Origin of the sequence: Planotetraspora silvatica (assembly GCF_016863315.1) — a bacterium.
Classification (GTDB): Bacteria; Actinomycetota; Actinomycetes; order Streptosporangiales; family Streptosporangiaceae; genus Planotetraspora; species Planotetraspora silvatica.
In genome coordinates this window covers 1-17,230 of record NZ_BOOQ01000041.1, presented here as the reverse complement: position 1 = coordinate 17,230, position 17,230 = coordinate 1, and the positions used below count along the sequence as shown (strand labels likewise).

At 69.4% G+C, this 17,230-nt stretch carries 9 protein-coding genes; 5 read left to right on the top strand and 4 right to left on the bottom strand.

The window, feature by feature from the left end:
* Positions 1-210 precede the first annotated feature (210 nt).
* From Psi02_RS28345 to Psi02_RS28335, 3 genes are all read left to right on the top strand, one after another.
* Positions 211-6,306, top strand: a complete 6,096-nt coding sequence (locus tag Psi02_RS28345) for a phospholipase A2 (protein ID WP_203978902.1) — start codon at positions 211-213, stop codon at positions 6,304-6,306.
* A gap of 147 nt (positions 6,307-6,453) precedes the next feature.
* On the top strand, positions 6,454-9,486 hold the full coding sequence (locus Psi02_RS40830) for an AfsR/SARP family transcriptional regulator (RefSeq protein WP_275415285.1): 3,033 nt from the start codon (positions 6,454-6,456) through the stop codon (positions 9,484-9,486).
* Between the two features lie 81 nt (positions 9,487-9,567).
* Complete coding sequence (locus tag Psi02_RS28335; RefSeq protein ID WP_203978901.1) at positions 9,568-9,945, top strand: hypothetical protein; 378 nt, start codon at positions 9,568-9,570, stop codon at positions 9,943-9,945.
* 55 nt (positions 9,946-10,000) lie between these two features.
* Here Psi02_RS28335 and Psi02_RS28330 read toward each other — a convergent pair whose 3' ends face one another.
* Complete coding sequence (locus tag Psi02_RS28330) at positions 10,001-11,080, bottom strand: class I SAM-dependent methyltransferase (protein ID WP_203978900.1); 1,080 nt, start codon at positions 11,078-11,080, stop codon at positions 10,001-10,003.
* 127 nt (positions 11,081-11,207) lie between these two features.
* On the opposite strand from Psi02_RS28330, the gene Psi02_RS28325 reads away from it, so the two are divergent.
* Entirely contained in the window at positions 11,208-11,498 is a 291-nt protein-coding gene (locus tag Psi02_RS28325; protein WP_203978899.1) for an oligopeptide/dipeptide ABC transporter ATP-binding protein, read from the top strand.
* 64 nt (positions 11,499-11,562) lie between these two features.
* Positions 11,563-13,335, top strand: coding sequence for a gamma-glutamyltransferase family protein (locus Psi02_RS28320; RefSeq protein WP_203979001.1), 1,773 nt, complete (start codon positions 11,563-11,565; stop codon positions 13,333-13,335).
* Positions 13,336-13,371: 36 nt separating this feature from the next.
* Here the strand turns inward: Psi02_RS28320 and Psi02_RS28315 are convergent, their stop codons facing one another.
* The 3 genes from Psi02_RS28315 to qcrB all read right to left on the bottom strand — a co-directional run bounded on the left by Psi02_RS28315 (position 13,372) and on the right by qcrB (position 16,649).
* The gene (locus tag Psi02_RS28315; RefSeq protein ID WP_203978898.1) at positions 13,372-13,896 is read right to left on the bottom strand and encodes a group II truncated hemoglobin; all 525 of its coding nucleotides are present in this window, start codon (positions 13,894-13,896) and stop codon (positions 13,372-13,374) included.
* A 57-nt stretch (positions 13,897-13,953) separates the two neighbouring features.
* Positions 13,954-14,706, bottom strand: a complete 753-nt coding sequence (locus tag Psi02_RS28310) for a hypothetical protein (RefSeq protein WP_203978897.1) — start codon at positions 14,704-14,706, stop codon at positions 13,954-13,956.
* A gap of 257 nt (positions 14,707-14,963) precedes the next feature.
* Positions 14,964-16,649 carry a cytochrome bc1 complex cytochrome b subunit gene (qcrB, locus tag Psi02_RS28305; protein ID WP_203978896.1) on the bottom strand — a complete coding sequence of 562 codons (1,686 nt, stop codon included), beginning with the start codon at positions 16,647-16,649 and terminating at the stop codon, positions 14,964-14,966.
* Positions 16,650-17,230 lie beyond the last annotated feature (581 nt).

Genomic DNA, 17,230 nt, shown 5'->3' with positions numbered 1-17,230 from the left:
ATTGTTAGAGCGCCGTCAGGTGATTTTCAAGACCGGCGGCGCCCATCTCGGCCGAGACCGTGCGCTTCCGCTTCATGCGTGAGGATCCCCGCAAATCGCACAATCGGCGACCTAACGCATCTATAGGCCTAACGCCATCTATACGGCACCTATACAGCCGTTGATCAACATGATTTCCGACTGCGTATTCACGTTGTGCGGAGGTAGAGGATGTTGAAGAAATCAAGGCGGCTGACCGCGTTACCGCCCCTCATAGCCCTGGTGCTGGTGTCCACTGCCGTGGTGCCGGTCCCAGCGAGGGCGGTGCCGGTCCCGGCCAAGGCCCAGGCGCCGGCCACGACCTGTCCCGACGAGATGCCGACCGAGATCTCCGCCAGGCTGGCCGCCGCGGTCTGCGACAAACGGATCAAGGTGGCGTCACTCACCTCGGAGACCGACGAGTACTTCGTCAACCCCGACGGCACGGTGACTCAGGAGCACCGCTACCGCCCCGTACGGGTGAAACGTGGCGATGAGTGGGCCGCCGCGGACGCGACGCTGGTCGCGAACCCGGACGGGTCGATCGCTCCGAAGGCCTCGTCCGTCTCCTACAGCTTCTCCGGCGGCGGTCAGGGCCCACTGGTGCGCGCATCCGAGAAGGGCACCGAGTTCTCTCTGGACTCGCCACTCGGCGCTCTGCCCAAGCCGGTGCTGAACGGCGCGACCGCCACCTACCCCGAGGTGCTTCCCGGCGTCGACCTGGTGCTGACCGCGGATGTCGACGGGTTCGCCGAGAAGCTCGTGGTCAAGTCCCGCCAAGCGGCCGCCGATTCCCGGCTGAAGGCGCTGACGTTCGCCACCTCCCTGAAGAAGGGCAGGATCAAGGCCGACGAGCACGGCAACGTCGCGATCGTGAACGCCAAGGACGACCCGGTGTTCACCACCTCGGCCGCGGAGATGTGGGACGCCACCGCGGAAAAGGCGATGACGCGCAACCCCGCCACCTCGGCCGTCGGCGCGCCGACGGGTAAGCGCAGCAAGATGGACGTGCGGCTTTCGGCCGGCGCCCTGAAGGTCACCCCCGACGCGGCCCTGCTCACCGACCCCGCCACCGTCTTCCCCGTGACGATCGACCCGAGCTTCACCGCCGCCAAGTCGGGCTGGACGTACGTCGACTCGGCCTATCCGACCAGCGCCTACTACAACTCAACCAATGACGCCACGGCCGGCACCAGTAGCGCCGGCTCGGCCAAGCGGCGCTCGTTCTTCAACATGAGCTTCTCGGGGATGGGCACGGGCAAGCACATCATCTCCGCGACGTTCAACATCAAGGAGACCTGGGCCTGGTCCTGCTCCGCCAGGAACGTCGAGCTGCACAGAACCGCCGCGGTGGGCTCCTCCACCAACTGGAACAACCAGCCCGCCTCCAACCTGTCCATCGGCGCGAAGAACGTCGCCTACGGCTGGTCGTCCAGCGGGCTCGGCGGCCCTTCGACCTGCCCCGCGGCCGTCGTCGGCTGGGACGTGACCAGCGCCCTGCAGAGCACCGTGACCGCCGGCGGCACGTCCATCACGTTCATGGTCAAGGCCGGCAGCGAGACGGACAACTACTACTGGAAGCGGTTCGAGAACAACCCGAGCATCTCCATCACCTACAACACGATCCCGGCGACGCCCGCGAGCCTGGCGATCGCGCCATGCACCACGTGTGCCAGTCCCGCCCTGGTAAGCGCTCCCCAGCCGACGCTGTCCGCCAAGGTCAGCGACACGGACGCGCAGGCGCAGCGGGCCGACTTCGAGGTGTGGACTCCCGACCACGTGACCAAGGTCACCGGCGGCTCCGTCTCGAACATCTCCTCCGGCGCCACCGGATCGTGGAAGGTGGGCACGCCTCTCGCCAACACCGCCTATCACTGGCGGGTCCGTTCCTTCGACGGCACCGACTACAGCGCGTGGTCGAGTTGGTTCACCTTCACCGTGGACGCCACTCCTCCGCCCGCTCCCGCCGTCTCCTCCGACGACTACCCAGAGGACGGGTGGGCGAAGGGATCCGGCCAGGCGGGCAAGTTCACCATCACGCCCGGCGGCACCGACGTGTCGGCGGTGCTCTGGTCCTTCGACGGCGGCGCCCAGCAGTCCGTGGCGAACTCCGGCGCGCCGTACGCGCTCAACTGGACCCCCGGCAGCGACGGCCCGCACACCCTGAAGGCGTGGGTGAAGGACAAGGCGGGCAACCTGTCGCCCGCCACCACGTACGCCTTCAACGCCGGCACATCGGCCGTCACCTCCCCGAAGGACGGGCAGTCGAGCGCTCACCGGACCGTGCTGGCCGCGACGGGCAGCCCGGGACTGACCGCGGTCACCTTCACCTACCGGCGCGGTGAGACCGACACCTGGCACCAGGTTCCCGCCGCGGACGTCCGGAAGAAGGCGGACGGCGCGGCGATCACCTGGCCGGTGGCGATGGCGTCGGGCGTCTCCCCCGCCCTGGTCTGGGACACCACGCACACGCTCGCCGACGACGGCGTGATCCAGGTGCGTGCCGAGTTCGCGACCTCGACCGGAACGGCGGCGTCCCAGTCCGTCGACCTGATCGTCGACCGCGACGCGGAGGGCGCGACCACCCAGCCCGTCGGGCCGGGCCTGGTCAACATGCTCACCGGTGACTTCAAGATGGCGGCCACGGACGCAAGCGTGTTCGGCGTCGGGCTCATGCGCTCCTTCTCCTCACGCGACCCACGCAAGGGCTCGTCGCTGCCGGGAGTCGCGGCCATCTTCGGCACCGAGTGGACCGCGGGTGGACTCGCCACGACGGGGCAGGGCACCTTCGCACAGCTCCGCCCCACCTCGGCCACCTCGGTCGAGCTCAGCGGCGACGGCGCCTCCGTGGCGTTCACCAAGAACACCGACGGCTCCTTCACCCCCCAGCCCGACGCCGCCAATCTGGCGCTGACCTTCGACTCGGCGACGGACCGCTACACCCTGTCCGACGTCAACTCCGCGGAGCGGACGGTCTTCGCCAAGGTCGACCCCTCAGGGACGATCTACCTGGTCCGCGCCGTCTACCCGGCGAGCGGCAAGGGCAGCACGGTTTTCGTCTGGGAGTCGGTGACCGGCTCCGACGGCAAGCCGCTGGCCAGACCACTCAAGATCATTGCCCCGTCGTGGTCGGTCTCCTCGCAGACCGACTGCGACGTGGACGTTCTCACCAACCTGCCCAAGGGCTGCCGGCTGATCAAGTTCACCTACGCCGCCACGACGACCGCGGGCGCGCAACTCGGCGACGTGGCGGGCCAGGTCAAGCAGATCAGCCTCTGGGAGGGCGGGGCAAGCGCTCCGCAGGGTCTGGCCGAGTACCGCTACGACGACCTGGGCCGCCTCCGCGAGCAGTGGAACCCCAACACTCCTGAGGTCAAGACCCGCTACGACTACGACCTCGGGGGCCGGGTGAACCGGTACACCCCGCCCGGCGAGCTGCCGTGGACCTTCACCTACGGCAAGGCGGGCAACTCCGACACCGCGTCCGACGGGATGCTGCTCAGCGTGTCCAGGCCGACGCTCCGTCCGGGAACCCTGAGCGAGACCAACGGCACGGCGACCGCCTCGGTCGTGTACGACGTCCCGATCAGCGGGAGCGGTTCGCCGTACAACCTGGCCGGGGCGACCACGGCGGCCTGGGGTCAGAGCGACGCGCCCGTCGACGCGACCGCGATCTTCCCGGCCGACCAGGTACCCGCGAACAACACGGGGCGCGGCGGCCTGGCCGGATCCGACTACGGCCGTGCCACGATCACCTACCTCAACGCGTCCGGACAGGTGGTCAACCGCGCGGAACCGGGTGGTGGCGTGTCCACCAGCCAGTACGACGCGCAGGGCAACACCGTGCTCTCGCTCTCCGCGGGCAACCGGGCTCTCGCCCTGGGTCAGGGGCCGAACGCGGCGAACGATCTGACCCGGCTCGGCCTGCTCAACACCCCGACCGCGGAGCGGGCCCGGCTGCTCTCCGACGAGACCACGTACAGCGCCGACGGGCAGCGTGAGGAATCCTCGTCCGGGCCGCTGCACCTGATCCAGCTGAACGGCGTTCAGGTCCCCGCCAGGAAGCACACGGTCAACACCTTCGACGAGGGACGGCCGGCGGACGCCAAGGTGGCGAACCTGGTCACCACCGTCACCACCGGCGCCTGGGTGCCCGGCAGCACGGCGGACGCCGATCTCCGGGTCGGCAAGACCTACTACGACTGGACCTCCGGCAACGTCACCAAGACCGTCGACGACCCCGGCGGCCTGGCGATCACCAAGACGACCGGCTATGACACGGAAGGCAGGGTGATCCGCACCACCACGCCGAAGTCGTCGGGAGACGACGCCGGCACGACGACCACCGAGTACTACACCGCCGACGGCACCGGAACCTGTGGCGGCAGGGCCGATTGGGCCGGGCTGCTGTGCCGTACGAAGGCGAAGACCACGATCTCCAACAGCGGCTCCAACCCCTCCGAACTGGTCGCCAAGGTCTACACCTACGAGCCGGGCGGCCTCGTGTCCGCGGTCACGGAGACCGCGAACGGTGTCACCAGGACCACGACCACCGAGTACGACGCGGCGGGACGGACCGTGGAGACCGCGGTCACCGGTGGCGTCGGCACTGCGGTGCCCACGGCGACCACGACCTACGACTCGGCCGGCCGCACCCTGAAGACCGGCACACCCGACGGAAAGGCGATCACCCGGGAGTACGACGTGCTGGGACGCCAGGTGTCGTACACCGACGCCGACGGCGGTGTGACCAAGGTCGAGTACGACGCGCTCGACCGGGTGACCAAGAAGACGGACGGCGCACCGTCCACGGTGACCTACGTCTACGACACCGGGGCCGACCCCCGGGGCGTGCTCACCTCGATGACCGACTCGATCGCGGGCGCGTTCACCGCCACCTACGACGTGGACGGCGGCGTCAACCACGAGAACCTTCCCGGCGGCGTCTCCTACAGCGTCACCAGGGACCCGTCAGGCGCGCCGACCTGGCGCGGCTACCAGACCGCCGCCGGCGTGAAGCTGGTCGACGACTCGGTGACCTGGTCGATCCACGGCCAGCAGGTCTCGCACAACGGACTGTCGGCCCAGCAGATCGGCTATGACAAGCTGGGCAGGATCAGCTCGGTGGACGACACCGTGAGCGGGACCTGCGCTCGACGGGCCTACGGGTACGACGCCGACTCCAACCGCACCGCGCTGACCAGCAGCCGCTGCGACGGCTCGGGTGCGGTCACCGAGACCCACGTCTACGACGGCGGGGACCGGCTGGCCGACTCCGGCTACGTGTACGACGCCTACGGGCGTACCACGGCCACTCCTTCGGGGCTGGCGACGGAGTACTACAACACCGACCTGGTCAAGTCGATGACCTCCGGCTCGGTGCGGCAGTCCTACACGCTCGACCCGCAACTGCGCCGCAGCACCACCGTGGTCGCACAGCTGTCCGGCGGCGCCTGGAACAACGTCGGAACGCGGGTCGACCACTTCGACGCCGATGACGACACGCCCGCGTGGGTGGTGGAGAACACCGCATCAGGAGCCGTGACCAGGAACGTCCACTCGATCTCGGGTGGCCTGGCGGCGGTGACGTCCGCGACGGGTGACGTGCAGCTGCAACTCACCAACCTGCACGACGACATCAACGTGGTGTACAGCCTGGCCGGCGGAGTCCCGCTGGCGCTGGACTTCGACGAGTTCGGCAACCCGCGCGCGGGTCAGCCCACGACGAGGTACGGCTGGCACGGTGCGGCCGAGCGGGCCGCCGACACCCCTGACGGCACCATGCTCATGGGTGTCCGGCTCTACCAGCCCAAGCTGGGACGGTTCCTCCAGACCGACCCGGTGGCGGGCGGCAGCGCCAACGCCTACGACTACGCGGGCCAGTCGCCCACCTCCAACGCCGACCTGGACGGCAAGAAGTGGTACTGGTGCTCGAACTTCTGGGACTTCGCGTTCAGCCACTGTGGCGTCAACTACGCCTGGTATCACGGCAGCTGGCGCTGGGTCTACTGGACGAAGACCCCGGCGGGATGGTGGATCCGCGGAATCAAGTACGACTACTGCACGCATTCCCCCGACAAGCCACTCGGGTACGACTTCCGGCAGGCGTGCATGATGCACGACTACGGACTGGCCCTGCGCAACATGGGATACGTCCGCAGCAAGGGCGAGGTCGACAACGTCTTCTACTACGTCCTCTACTACGGCGTCTGCTCGCACTACTTCTGGAAGGGGACCTGCAGGGGCATCGCCTACAAGTACTACCTCGCGGTGCACTACATCGGCTAGCCGCGGCCTCCCGCTGAACCGCTGAAACCCGCACCGGCGGGAGCCGCAGGACGGCTCCCGCCGGCGCACAGGTGGCCCGGCCCGACTCCAGTGTTGACGGGAGTAAAACGATCGTGCATATTAAGGCGGCTTCGATCTTGTTTGTGCGTGATCGTTCTGTCCGGGAGCACGATGGAGTTCGCCGTCCTAGGACCGCTTCGCGTCGCAGCCGAAGCCCAGCCTCTGCCCCTCGGTGCGGGGAAGCAGCGCACCCTGCTCGCCGAACTCATCTGCCATATGGGACGCGCCGTGCCCCCTTCCACCCTCATTGAGGCGCTGTGGGGGCAGTCGCCGCCACGCACCGCCACGGACAACCTCCGGCTCTACGTGCACCAACTCCGCAGGACGCTGGGCCCTGACCGGATCACGCGCACCAGCACCGGTTACGTTCTGTCCATCCATCCGGGCGAGTTGGACGCAGGCCGGTTCGAGACCCTCGCCGAACAGGGCGGGACCGCCCTCGCCGCCGGAGACCACGAGCGGGCCGCCGCGCTGCTCAGGGAGTCGCTGGAACTGTGGCGTGGTCCCGCGTACGCGGGGCTGAACCTCACCACCGGGCTCAGCGAGCACGCCCACCGCCTCGAAGAGGAACGGCTCACCGCGCTCGAGAACCGGATCGAGGCGGACCTGGCTCGCGGGATGCATGCCGCGTGCATCGCCGAGCTGATCGGGCTCGTCGCCGAGCACCCGCTGAGAGAGCGGCCGCGCATGCAGCTCATGCTCGCCCTGGCCAGGTCGGGACGCCAGGCGGAGGCGCTGGCCACCTACCAGGACGCCCGCCGGGTGTTCGCCGCCGAACTCGGCCTGGACCCCGGTGCCGAGCTCCGCCACCTGCACCAGGCCATCCTCACCGGCACACTCCCCGTCGACCCCTCCACGGTCTCGTCAGGTGATGTCACCCCCGCCCAGCTTCCGACGGACATCTCCGACTTCACCGGCAGGGACGACCACCTGGCCCAGCTGACGGACCTCCTCGGCAAGGAGCCTCCCCCGGGCCCCGGGCCCGTGCGTGTGTGCGTCATCACGGGGATGGGCGGCGTCGGCAAGACCACGCTCGCCGTACACGCCGCCCATCAGGTCGCGCGGCATTATCCCGACGGCCAGCTCCATGCGAACCTGCACGGCGCCGAGGCCTCCCTCGCGGACCCCTCCCAGGTGCTCGCGGCCTTCCTCACCGCGCTCGGCGCGCCGCGCTCCACCCTGCCGGAGACCACGGAGGAACGGGCCGCGTTCTTCCGGAGCCTGCTGGCGGGACGCCGGATGCTCATCGTGCTCGACAACGCCGCCTCGGAGCAGCAGGTCCGCCCGCTGCTCCCCGGCACGCCCGGCTGCGCGGTCATCGTCACCAGCAGGTCCCGGCTGAACGGGCTGTCCGGCGCGAATCTGATCGAGCTCTCCGTGCTCCTGCCCGAGCAGGCCGTACAACTGCTCTCCAGGATCGCGGGGGCCGGCCGGGTGGCGGCGGAGCCGGATGCGGCGGCCGAGATCGTCCGGCTGTCGGACCACATCCCGCTCGCCGTCCGGGTGGCGGGGGCCCGCCTCGCCGCGCGGCCGCACTGGTCGCTGACCCGCCTGGCCGGGCAACTCACCGACGAACGGCGGCGCCTCGACCAGTTCGCCACCGGCGATCTCGCGGTCAGGGCCAGCCTGGCGCTCAGCTACGTCGGTCTCGACCACGTCACGCGCAGGGCGTTCCGGCTGCTCGGCTCGCTGGACGTGCCCGAATTCGCCGGCTGGGTCGCCGGGGCGCTGCTCGACCTGCCGGTGGCCGCGGGAGAGGAGCTGGTCGAGGCTCTGGTGGACACGCAGCTCGTGCTCGTCAGCGGAACGGACCTGGTGGGGCAGCCCCGCTACCGCTTCCACGACCTCGTCCGCCTGTACGCCCGCGAGCGCAACGGACTCGAAGACGAGCCGGAGGCCGTCTCCGCGGCACTGGGCAGGGCTTTCGGGGCCTGGCTCACGCTGGCAGAACGTGCCACGGAGAGGGTGCAGGGCACCTCCTCCGCCATCATCCACGGCACCGCTCCTCGCTGGAACTCCCCCGACGGAGCCGCTTGGGCGGGTTTGGCCGAGCGGGACCCCATGGCGTGGTTCGACACCGAGCGGACGGCGCTGATCGCGTCGATCCGCCAAGCCTGCTCGATGGGCTTGACCGAGGTCGCATGGGATACGGCCTGCTGCGTGGAACGCTACTTCGATGTAAGCGGCCAGTTCGACGACTGGCGCGCCCTGCACGAGCGCGTCCTGGAGGCATGCCGTAAGGCGGGCAACAGGCTCGGCGAAGCGATGATCCTTCGAGGGCTCACGCACGCCACCACGTGGATGGAGACCGGCGGGGCCATGGCCGCGCAGTACGACGGGGCCGAGCAGCTGATCGCCATGTTCACCGAGTTGGGCGAGGATCGCGGCCTGGCCGACGCCTACGTGCTGCGCGCCTGGGGGGAGGCGGCCAGGGGCGACATGGCGCAGGGCCTTCGGTCAGGGCAGATCGCGCTGCGCCTGGCGGAAGGCAGCGGCCACCTGAGCGGCCAGGCCAGGGCACACGTCTGCATGGCCGTGACGTACGGCCCCAGAGAGATCAGGATGGCCATCGTCCACCTGCTGAAAGCCCTGCCGCTGGCCGAGAAGCTGGGCAACCCGCGCTTCGAGGCCACGACGCTGCAGTTCCTCGGCCTCGCGCACGCCCATGCGAGAGAGTTCGAGGCCGGTCTCGAATATCTGGTCAAGGCGCTGGCCATCTACCGCCAGTTCCGCGACCCGCTGCTGGAGGCGATGGGCCTGGTGGCGCTGGCCAAGCTCTACGGCGTGGCCCGCGACCCCCGGGCCAGGGCCGCGGCGGAGGCCGCCGAGGCGCTGAGCCGCTCCCATCACCTGGCCCATCACAGGGCCGACGCGCTCTGGGTGCTCGGCGACGTCGACCTGGCAGAGGGCAGGTTCGGCGAGGCGGTCACCCATCTGGAGGAGTCTGTGCGGCTCTGGCGCACTCGTGGCTGGCAGGACTTCCTCGCGGGCGCGCTGAGCAGCCTCGCCGACGCCTACACCGCGGCGGGCGACCTCTCGGCGGCTGCCGTGGCACGCCGGGAAGTGGACGCGCTCACCGGGACGGCATCCGATCCGACATCGCAATCTACTCAATCATGACGATATCTCCGCGCTAACCGGAAAGGCCCATGGTCGATCAGGATGAGTCTTGAGCAGCAGGTATTCGCGCCGAGGAGTCCCATGCCCCGTTCCGCCCTCGTGTGGGCGCTCGGCCTCGTCATCGCGGGGTCCGTCGCGGTGGCCGTCTGTGTCCTCACCGCCCCCGAAATCGCCCCCGACGCCCCCCGCGACTTCTTCGACTCGCCCTACCTGCTGCTCGCGTTCGCGGGGTTAGGGGTCCTGGCCGGCCTGGCCGGATGGTTCGTCCCCCGGACGGGGATCCTGTGGGGCCTGCTCGCCGCCGCTCCGTTCTTCATATATTTCGCGATCACCATCATCAGGGACCTCGGGGAGGACGACCAGGGCCTGTGGCCGGTCGGCGTGGTGTTCCTGGTGGCTCTCACCCTCATCCCCGCCGCCGCCGCCCTGACGACGTCTCTCATCCACAAGGCTCGCTGAGGGCGTCCTCGCGATCGCCCGCGGACAGGGCGCCCGGCTCATCATTCAGGGAGTGTCATCGCCTGACGTCGTAGACGCGGTTGGTGAGGGTTTCCGTGGCGAGCCTCCACCTGTGCAGTCCGGCTTCGCCGGCGATGCTCCTCATGACCTCCTCGCCCGCGTGGTTGCCCAGCGCGTGCGGGCCCTTCTGGGCCATCGCGACAGGCAGGCAGAGCACGGCGGAGGTGGACGCGAAGGACCGGCCGATCGGGCTGATCAGATCCAGGGGATCGGCCGGGGCGTTCGGTTCGACGACCATGCAGCCGCCGTCCGCGGCCAGCGCCCGCTCGGCGTGGCGGAAGGCCGCGCCGGGATCGCCGAGGTCGTGCAGGCAGTCGAAAAAGGTGATCAGGTCGTAGTCGCCGCCGGGGAAGTCCGTGGTGGCGGCGACGTCGAACGTCACCCTGTCCCCCAGCCCCTGCTCCCGCGCCGCACCGCGCGCGGCCTCGATGGACGGAGCGTGGAAGTCGAATCCGTGGAAGCGGGACTTCGGGAACGCCTGTGCCATGAGCAGGGTGGAGTGGCCGAAGCCGCACCCGACGTCGGCGACCGACGCCCCCCTTTCCAGCTTCTCCACGACGCCGTCCAGCGCCGGCAGCCACTCCCGCACCAGCATCGCCGCGTAGCCGGGACGGAAGAACGCGGCGACCCCCTCGTACAGTTCCGGCCCGTGCTCCTGCCAGGCCACGCCCTCGCCCGTACGGTAGGCGTCCACCAACGCGTCTTCGGTGGCGTACAGCGGCTTGAGCATCGTGAAGGCGCCGACCAGGTACGTGGGGGCGCCGGGGTCCGCCAGTACGGCCGCGTGCTCGTCCGGCAGCAGGTAGGTGCTCGTCCCGGCGTCGTAGAGCACGTATTCGCCGGCCACCTGGACGGCCAGCCACTCCCTCACGTACCGCTCGACGAGCCCGGTGCGCTCGGCCACTTCCTCCGAGGTGAGGGGTCCGGCCCCGGCCAGCGCCGTGTACAGACCGAGCCGGGCACCGATCGAGGTGGACAGTCCCGCGAACGCGGCGGCACTGTCGGCGGCCACCCGTCCCAGGAACTCCGCGACCCCGTCCTGATCAAGCTTCTTGGCGTCCGCCACCGTCTTCACCTCTCCTTGTGTCTCTCTTGTGTCGTGTGACCGTCGGCGTCCATCGTTTCGACAAATAGGTCATACGGCAACACTGAGCGCCAAATCGGACAGTTCGTGGACCGCTCCCGAGAGATTCGCACCGTCGATGCGCGCCGATGGAAAGATCGCAGGGTTGCTGTCCGCGGCTCCCGTGCCCGACCCCGCCAGGGCACGCGAACGCCGCAGGATCGTGCTCATCGGAGACGTCCCGAGCCCTCTGGACCCTCCGGCGGGCTGCCGTTTCCACACCCGCTGCCCGCTGGCCTTCGGCGACTGCCGTACGGTCGATCCGGCGCTGACCGACCCCCGGGGCGGCGACCACCCGGCCGCCTGTCACCTGGTGACGCCCGAACGCCGGCCCGACGCGGCCGTCCCCGGGCGGGCGCTCGAGTACTGATCGGTTTACTGAAGGAAGAGACTGGGTGTTCACCACAAGGCCCGAACTGACGGGCGACTTCGGAATGGTGGCAAGCACGCACTGGCTGGCCTCCGCGGCGGGGATGAGCGTGCTGGAGCGCGGGGGCAACGCCTTCGACGCGGCCGTGACGGCGGGGTTCGTCCTCCAGGTGGCCGAGCCGCACCTCAACGGACCCGGCGGCGAGGTGCCGATCCTGCTGTGGAGCGAGGCCGAGCAGCGGCCCTTCGTGGTCTGCGGGCAGGGCGTGGCACCCGCGGAGGCGACCATCGAGCGGTTCACCGATCTCGGTCTGGACGTCGTCCCCGGGACCGGACTGCTGGCCGCCACCGTGCCCGGCGCCTTCGGCGGGTGGATGCTCATGCTGGAGCGCTGGGGCACGTGGTCGCTGGCCGACGTGCTGGAACCCGCCATCTCCTACGCCGAGCACGGCGTCCCGGTGCTGGAGCGCGTCTCGGCGACGATCGGCACGGTGGAGCGGCTGTTCACCGAGGACTGGCCGACCTCGGCCGCCACCTGGCTGCCGCACGGCCAGGTGCCCGAGCCGGGCTCGCGGCTGACCAACCCGGTTCTGGCCGCGACCTACCAGCGGCTGGTGACCGAGGCCGCACAGGCCTCCGGCACGCGGGAGGGGCAGATCGCCGCCGCCAGGGACGCGTGGTACCGGGGCTTCGTCGCCGAGGAGATCGCCCACTTCAGTGCGGGCAAGGCCTGGCGCGACAGCTCGGGAGAGCCGCACTCGGGTCTGCTCACCGGCGACGACCTGGCGGGCTGGGCGGCGTCCGTGGAGGAGCCGCTGACCTTCGACTACCACGGCCACACCGTGTGCAAGACGGGGCCGTGGGGTCAGGGGCCGGTCTTCCTGCAGCAACTCGCGCTGCTGTCCGGGTTCGACCTGGGCGGGATGGGCCACCTCGGCCCGGACTACGTGCACACCGTCATCGAGTGCGCCAAGCTGGCCTTCGCCGACAGAGAGGCGTGGTACGGAGATCCGGAGTTCGCCGACGTGCCGATGGCCGGCCTGCTGAGCGAGGCGTACAACACGGAGCGGCGCGCGCTGGTGGGCGCGGAGGCGTCCTACGAGTTGCGGCCGGGGGCCCCGGGTGGCCGCGTTCCCTGGCTCCCCGACCTGCCCGGGCCGGGCACGGTCAGCCACGCGCCGGGGGTGTCCCGTACACGCGGGACCGCTGGTGTGGGAGAACCGACCGTGGGCGGTGACGGCCGGGTCAGGGGCGACACCTGCCACGTGGACGTCGTGGACCGGCACGGCAACATGGTCTCCGCCACGCCCAGCGGCGGCTGGCTGCAGAGCTCACCGACGATCCCCTCGCTCGGGTTCTGCCTGGGCACGAGGGGCCAGATGTTCTGGCTGCAGGACGGGCTGCCCGCGTCGCTGCGCCCGGGAAGCCGGCCGCGTACCACCCTGTCCCCCTCGTTCGCCCTGCGGGACGGCAGGCCCTGGCTGGCGTTCGGCACCCCCGGCGGGGACCAGCAGGATCAGTGGAGCCTGAACTTCTTCCTCTCCGTGGTCCACGGCGGGCTCGGCCTCCAAGAGGCCGTCGACGACCCCATGTTCCACTCCGAGCACTTCCCCAGCTCGTTCTTCCCCCGCGGCTCGCTGCCCGGTGTCCTGCACATCGAGGAGCGGGCCGATCCGGCACTCGTCGCCGAGTTGCGGCGGCGCGGCCACCAGGTGGAGGTGCTCGGTCCGTGGTCGCTCGGCAGGCTGAGCGCGGTCGCGCGGGACGCGGCTCCGGGCGGATTCCTCCACGCGGCGGCCAACCCGCGCGGCGCCCAGGGATACGCCGTGGGCAGGTAGCCCGGGAGCATGAATCGATGACGCCGACGGCACCGGCTAGGGAGTGTCAGACACGACCTGAGAGGCCGCGCCGGTGTCGGTTCTGGTGTCGGTTCTGGTGTCGGTTTTAATGTCGGCCAGGCCCTCCCAGGACCAACGGGGCACGGGCAGGCTCGGAGCCACCTGGGAACCGCGCGGAGAGTACGAGACCACCTCTCCCACGGCCCACTCCATGTACGACCGCAGAGCGGCCCGGAAGTCGGGGTCATCGGGCAGGCCCGCGTCATCGGCCGCCTGCACGAAGCACCTGACGAAGCGTTCCCCCAGGTCGTGTTCCGCGCCCTGGCCGGCGTGGATGCCGAGCATCGCCGAGTGCCCCCCGCACGACTGCGAGTAGAGGGTGGGACCACCGAACACTTCAGCCCAGTAGCTCGCCAGTCTCTCCACGTGCCGGGGGTGACCGGGATGCGAGAACGGATGGTTAAGCACCGGGTCCCGCAGGCAGCGCTCGTGGTGGGCGGCCGCGAGCGCGAGGAACGCCTGCTCGCCGCCGGCGAACTCGAATATCGATGGCCGCGACACGGCTACCACTGTGCCACAGGCCGGCGTCCGGCCGCCCGAGGTCCTTCCAAGACCGGCTCAGCCGGCCGAGAGGCTCGCGGCGTCGACGACCTCGGCGCCTTCGGGCGCTTCGAACGCCTTGGGGTCAGCCTCGTCGGTGAAGCTCACCAGCTCGATCGCGGCCTTCTCTCCGTTCGTCAACGTGCCGGTGAAGGAGGCGAGAACGCCCGCGTCCGTGACGCACACCGAGAAGTCGCGCGGCGCGTCGGTCTCCCCCGGCGACGCGGCCGCCTCCAGCCCTGTGGCGGTGGCACAGAGCGAGTCCTGACCGGCGATCTCCTTCTCCTCGCTCTCGATGTCGGCGCCGGGAACCACCGCGGCGGCCGCGACGACCCCGAGCGCCAGCTCCGGCGTGACGAAGCCGGGCCCGGTCGCGGCCGTCAGCGCTCCGGCATCGGCGGCGTCGCCGGTCGCCGGCGCGCGGGTGCAGGTGTTCTCCGCGCAGAGCAGCATGTGGTCGGGCGTGAAGATGTACCTGCCGTCAGGGCCGATGAACACCCATTTCGGCGGTTCCTGGACCAGCGTCACCGTGCCCCCGTCGGTGGACTTGTACGTGGCGGTGAATGTGAGGCCGGCCGACTTGCCCAGCCTGTCGCTGAACGTGGACAGCGTGTTGGCGGAATCGACCACGTTCGTGACCTGGCCGATGACCCCGCAGCCCATGAGGGAGGTGCCGAGGACGCCGACGGCGGCGGTCAATGAGGCGAGGCGGACGGCGATGCGGCGATTACCTGCCTCGGCCCCGATCTGGGCGCGCGTGAAGAGGTGCATGGTGATTCTCCTGAAGTGAGGGGGCCGGCTCCCGCGACGCTCCCGGGACCGCACGACAAGAGATAGATCACGTTCCTTGCAGCGTGATTACGGCGCCTGACAACCGCGCTTGCGGATCACTTACACCGACGCGGCCCGCCGTCAGGGAGAAGCGGCGCCGAACTCGGCGGCACGGGTGCCGGGCATCGGGCGACCCGGGGGGCCTAGCGGACATCGGGGGCCCGGGATGCCTAGCGGACATCGGGGGGCCGGGATGCCTAGCGGGCCCCGCCGCCGGGCCTGCCGGAGCGTTGTCGTCTGCGCCTCGTGAGCGGCTTGCGCTCTCCGGCATCGGCATGGACGTCGTCGCCGGTGCCGATGGCCGCGTGCTCGTCGTGGCCGTGTCCCTCCTCGAGCGGGACGTGGTCCGTACCGTAGGCCTCGCTGACCTTCGCGCGCAGCCGTCCGATGGCGGTGCGGGTCTCCTTCGGCGGGATGCCGCCGTCCGCTCCGCTCTCGATGATCGGGATCTCTTCCTTGCCCCGGATGTGGTCGGCGATGTCCTGCGCCGCCGGAGTGTGGACCTCGATGTACTCACCGTGCGGCAGGCGCTTGATGACGCCGGACTCCACGCCGTGGAACAGCATCTCGGCGTCCCTGCGCTGGAGGCCGATGCAGATCCGGTACGCGACGATGAAGGCGAGCGCGGGACCGATGAAGATCGCGAAGCGCCCGAAGATCGTCGTCAGGTACAGGCTGATGTGGAAGTTGGCCGAGATCTCGTCGTTCGCTCCGAGCAGCCAAAGGAGACCGTAGAAGGTGATCCCCGCGAAGCCGATCCCCGTGCGGACGGGATTGTCGCGCGGCCGGTCGGCGAAGTGGTGCTCCCGCCGGTCTCCGGTCACCCACTGCTCGATGAACGGATACAGCGCCAGGCCCGTCAGGATGACCCCCATCGGCAACAGCGCCGGGATCAGCACGCTCAGCGACAGCGTGTGACCCAGGAAGTTGATCTCCCAGGAGGGCATCAGCCGCAGCGAGCCCTCCAGGAATCCCATGTAGAAGTCGGGCTGGCTGCCCGCCGAGATGGCCGCCGGCGTGTAGGGACCGAACAGCCAGATCGGGTTGATCTGGGCGAAGGTCGCCAGGAGCGCGATGACGGCGAAGGTGAACAGGAAGAACGCGCCCGACTTCGCCATGAAGGACGGGTAGAAGGGCCCGCCCACCACGTTCTTCTCGGTGCGGCCGGTGCCCGGCATCTGCGTGTGCTTCTGCACCCACATGAGAACCAGGTGGGCTGAGATCAGCGCCAGCAGGATGCCCGGGATCAGCAGGATGTGGATCGTGAAGAACCGCGGAATGATGTCATGGCCGGGAAACTCTCCGCCGAAGAGCAGGAACGCCAAATACGTTCCGACCACGGGGATGCCCAGAATGACGCCTTGCGTGATCCGCAGACCGGCGCCGGAGAGCAGGTCGTCGGGAAGGGAGTAGCCGGTCAGGCCCTCCAGCAGCGCCAGCGTGAGCAGACCGAGGCCGATGAGCCAGTTCAGTTCGCGCGGCTTACGGTACGCGCCGGTGAAGAACACCCGCAGCATGTGCACGGTCATGCCCGCCACGAACATCAGCGCCGCCCAGTGGTGGATCTGCCGGATCAGCAGGCCTCCGCGGATGTCGAAGCTGATGTTCAGAGCCGACGCGTAGGCCTCGGACATCCTCACGCCCACCAGAGGCTGGTAGGAGCCCGAGTACGCCACCTCGCCCATGCTCGGCCTGAACCAGAACGTCAGGAACGTGCCGGTCAGCAGCAGGATGATGAACGAGTACAGCGCGATCTCGCCCAGCAGGAACGACCAGTGGTCGGGGAAGATCTTCCTCAGGTTGCGCTTGAGGAAGCTCCCCGGGCCGATGCGGTCGTCGAGGAAGGTCGAGACCCCCGCGATGAGTTTCGGGGCGGTTTTCATGAAGCCCCTCTCGGAGATCGGGCAGGACGGTACGGCCTGCGCGTCGCCGCGGCTGGACAGTACGGCCTGCGCGTCGCCGGTCCGGCCCCTGGCTTCGCCTTGCCGCCGCCTCCCGGGCCATCCGCGGCCCCCACCACGGACGGCACGCCTTCACGGTGTGATCACGATGCCTTCACCGCATTTTCACGACGCATTCACAATGTGATCACGGCGCCTTCACCGCGTGAAGCTTTCACGGCATGAAGGCGACAAGGCGGAACGGTCACGACTCGCCAGACGGATGCCCTCCGCACATATGTGGCGAATTCGGCCAGACGGTCCTATTTCAGTTCCTTCCAACCTATCCATCTGTTTTCATGACAAACCTTGAGTTCCTCGATGAACCCGGCCGCACCTGGAGCACCCGCTCGCACCGACCGCCGCAGACTTATACGTTCGCTCGCGGCTTAGAACTTCTGTTCTAAATCTGTAGCGAGACGATTACTCAGTGTGAGATTATTCAGACACGTGTTCGATACAGGTGAGTGGAAGGGGTGCCGCCGTGGACGACTCACACGGGAGACGTCACTCCTTCTCATCGA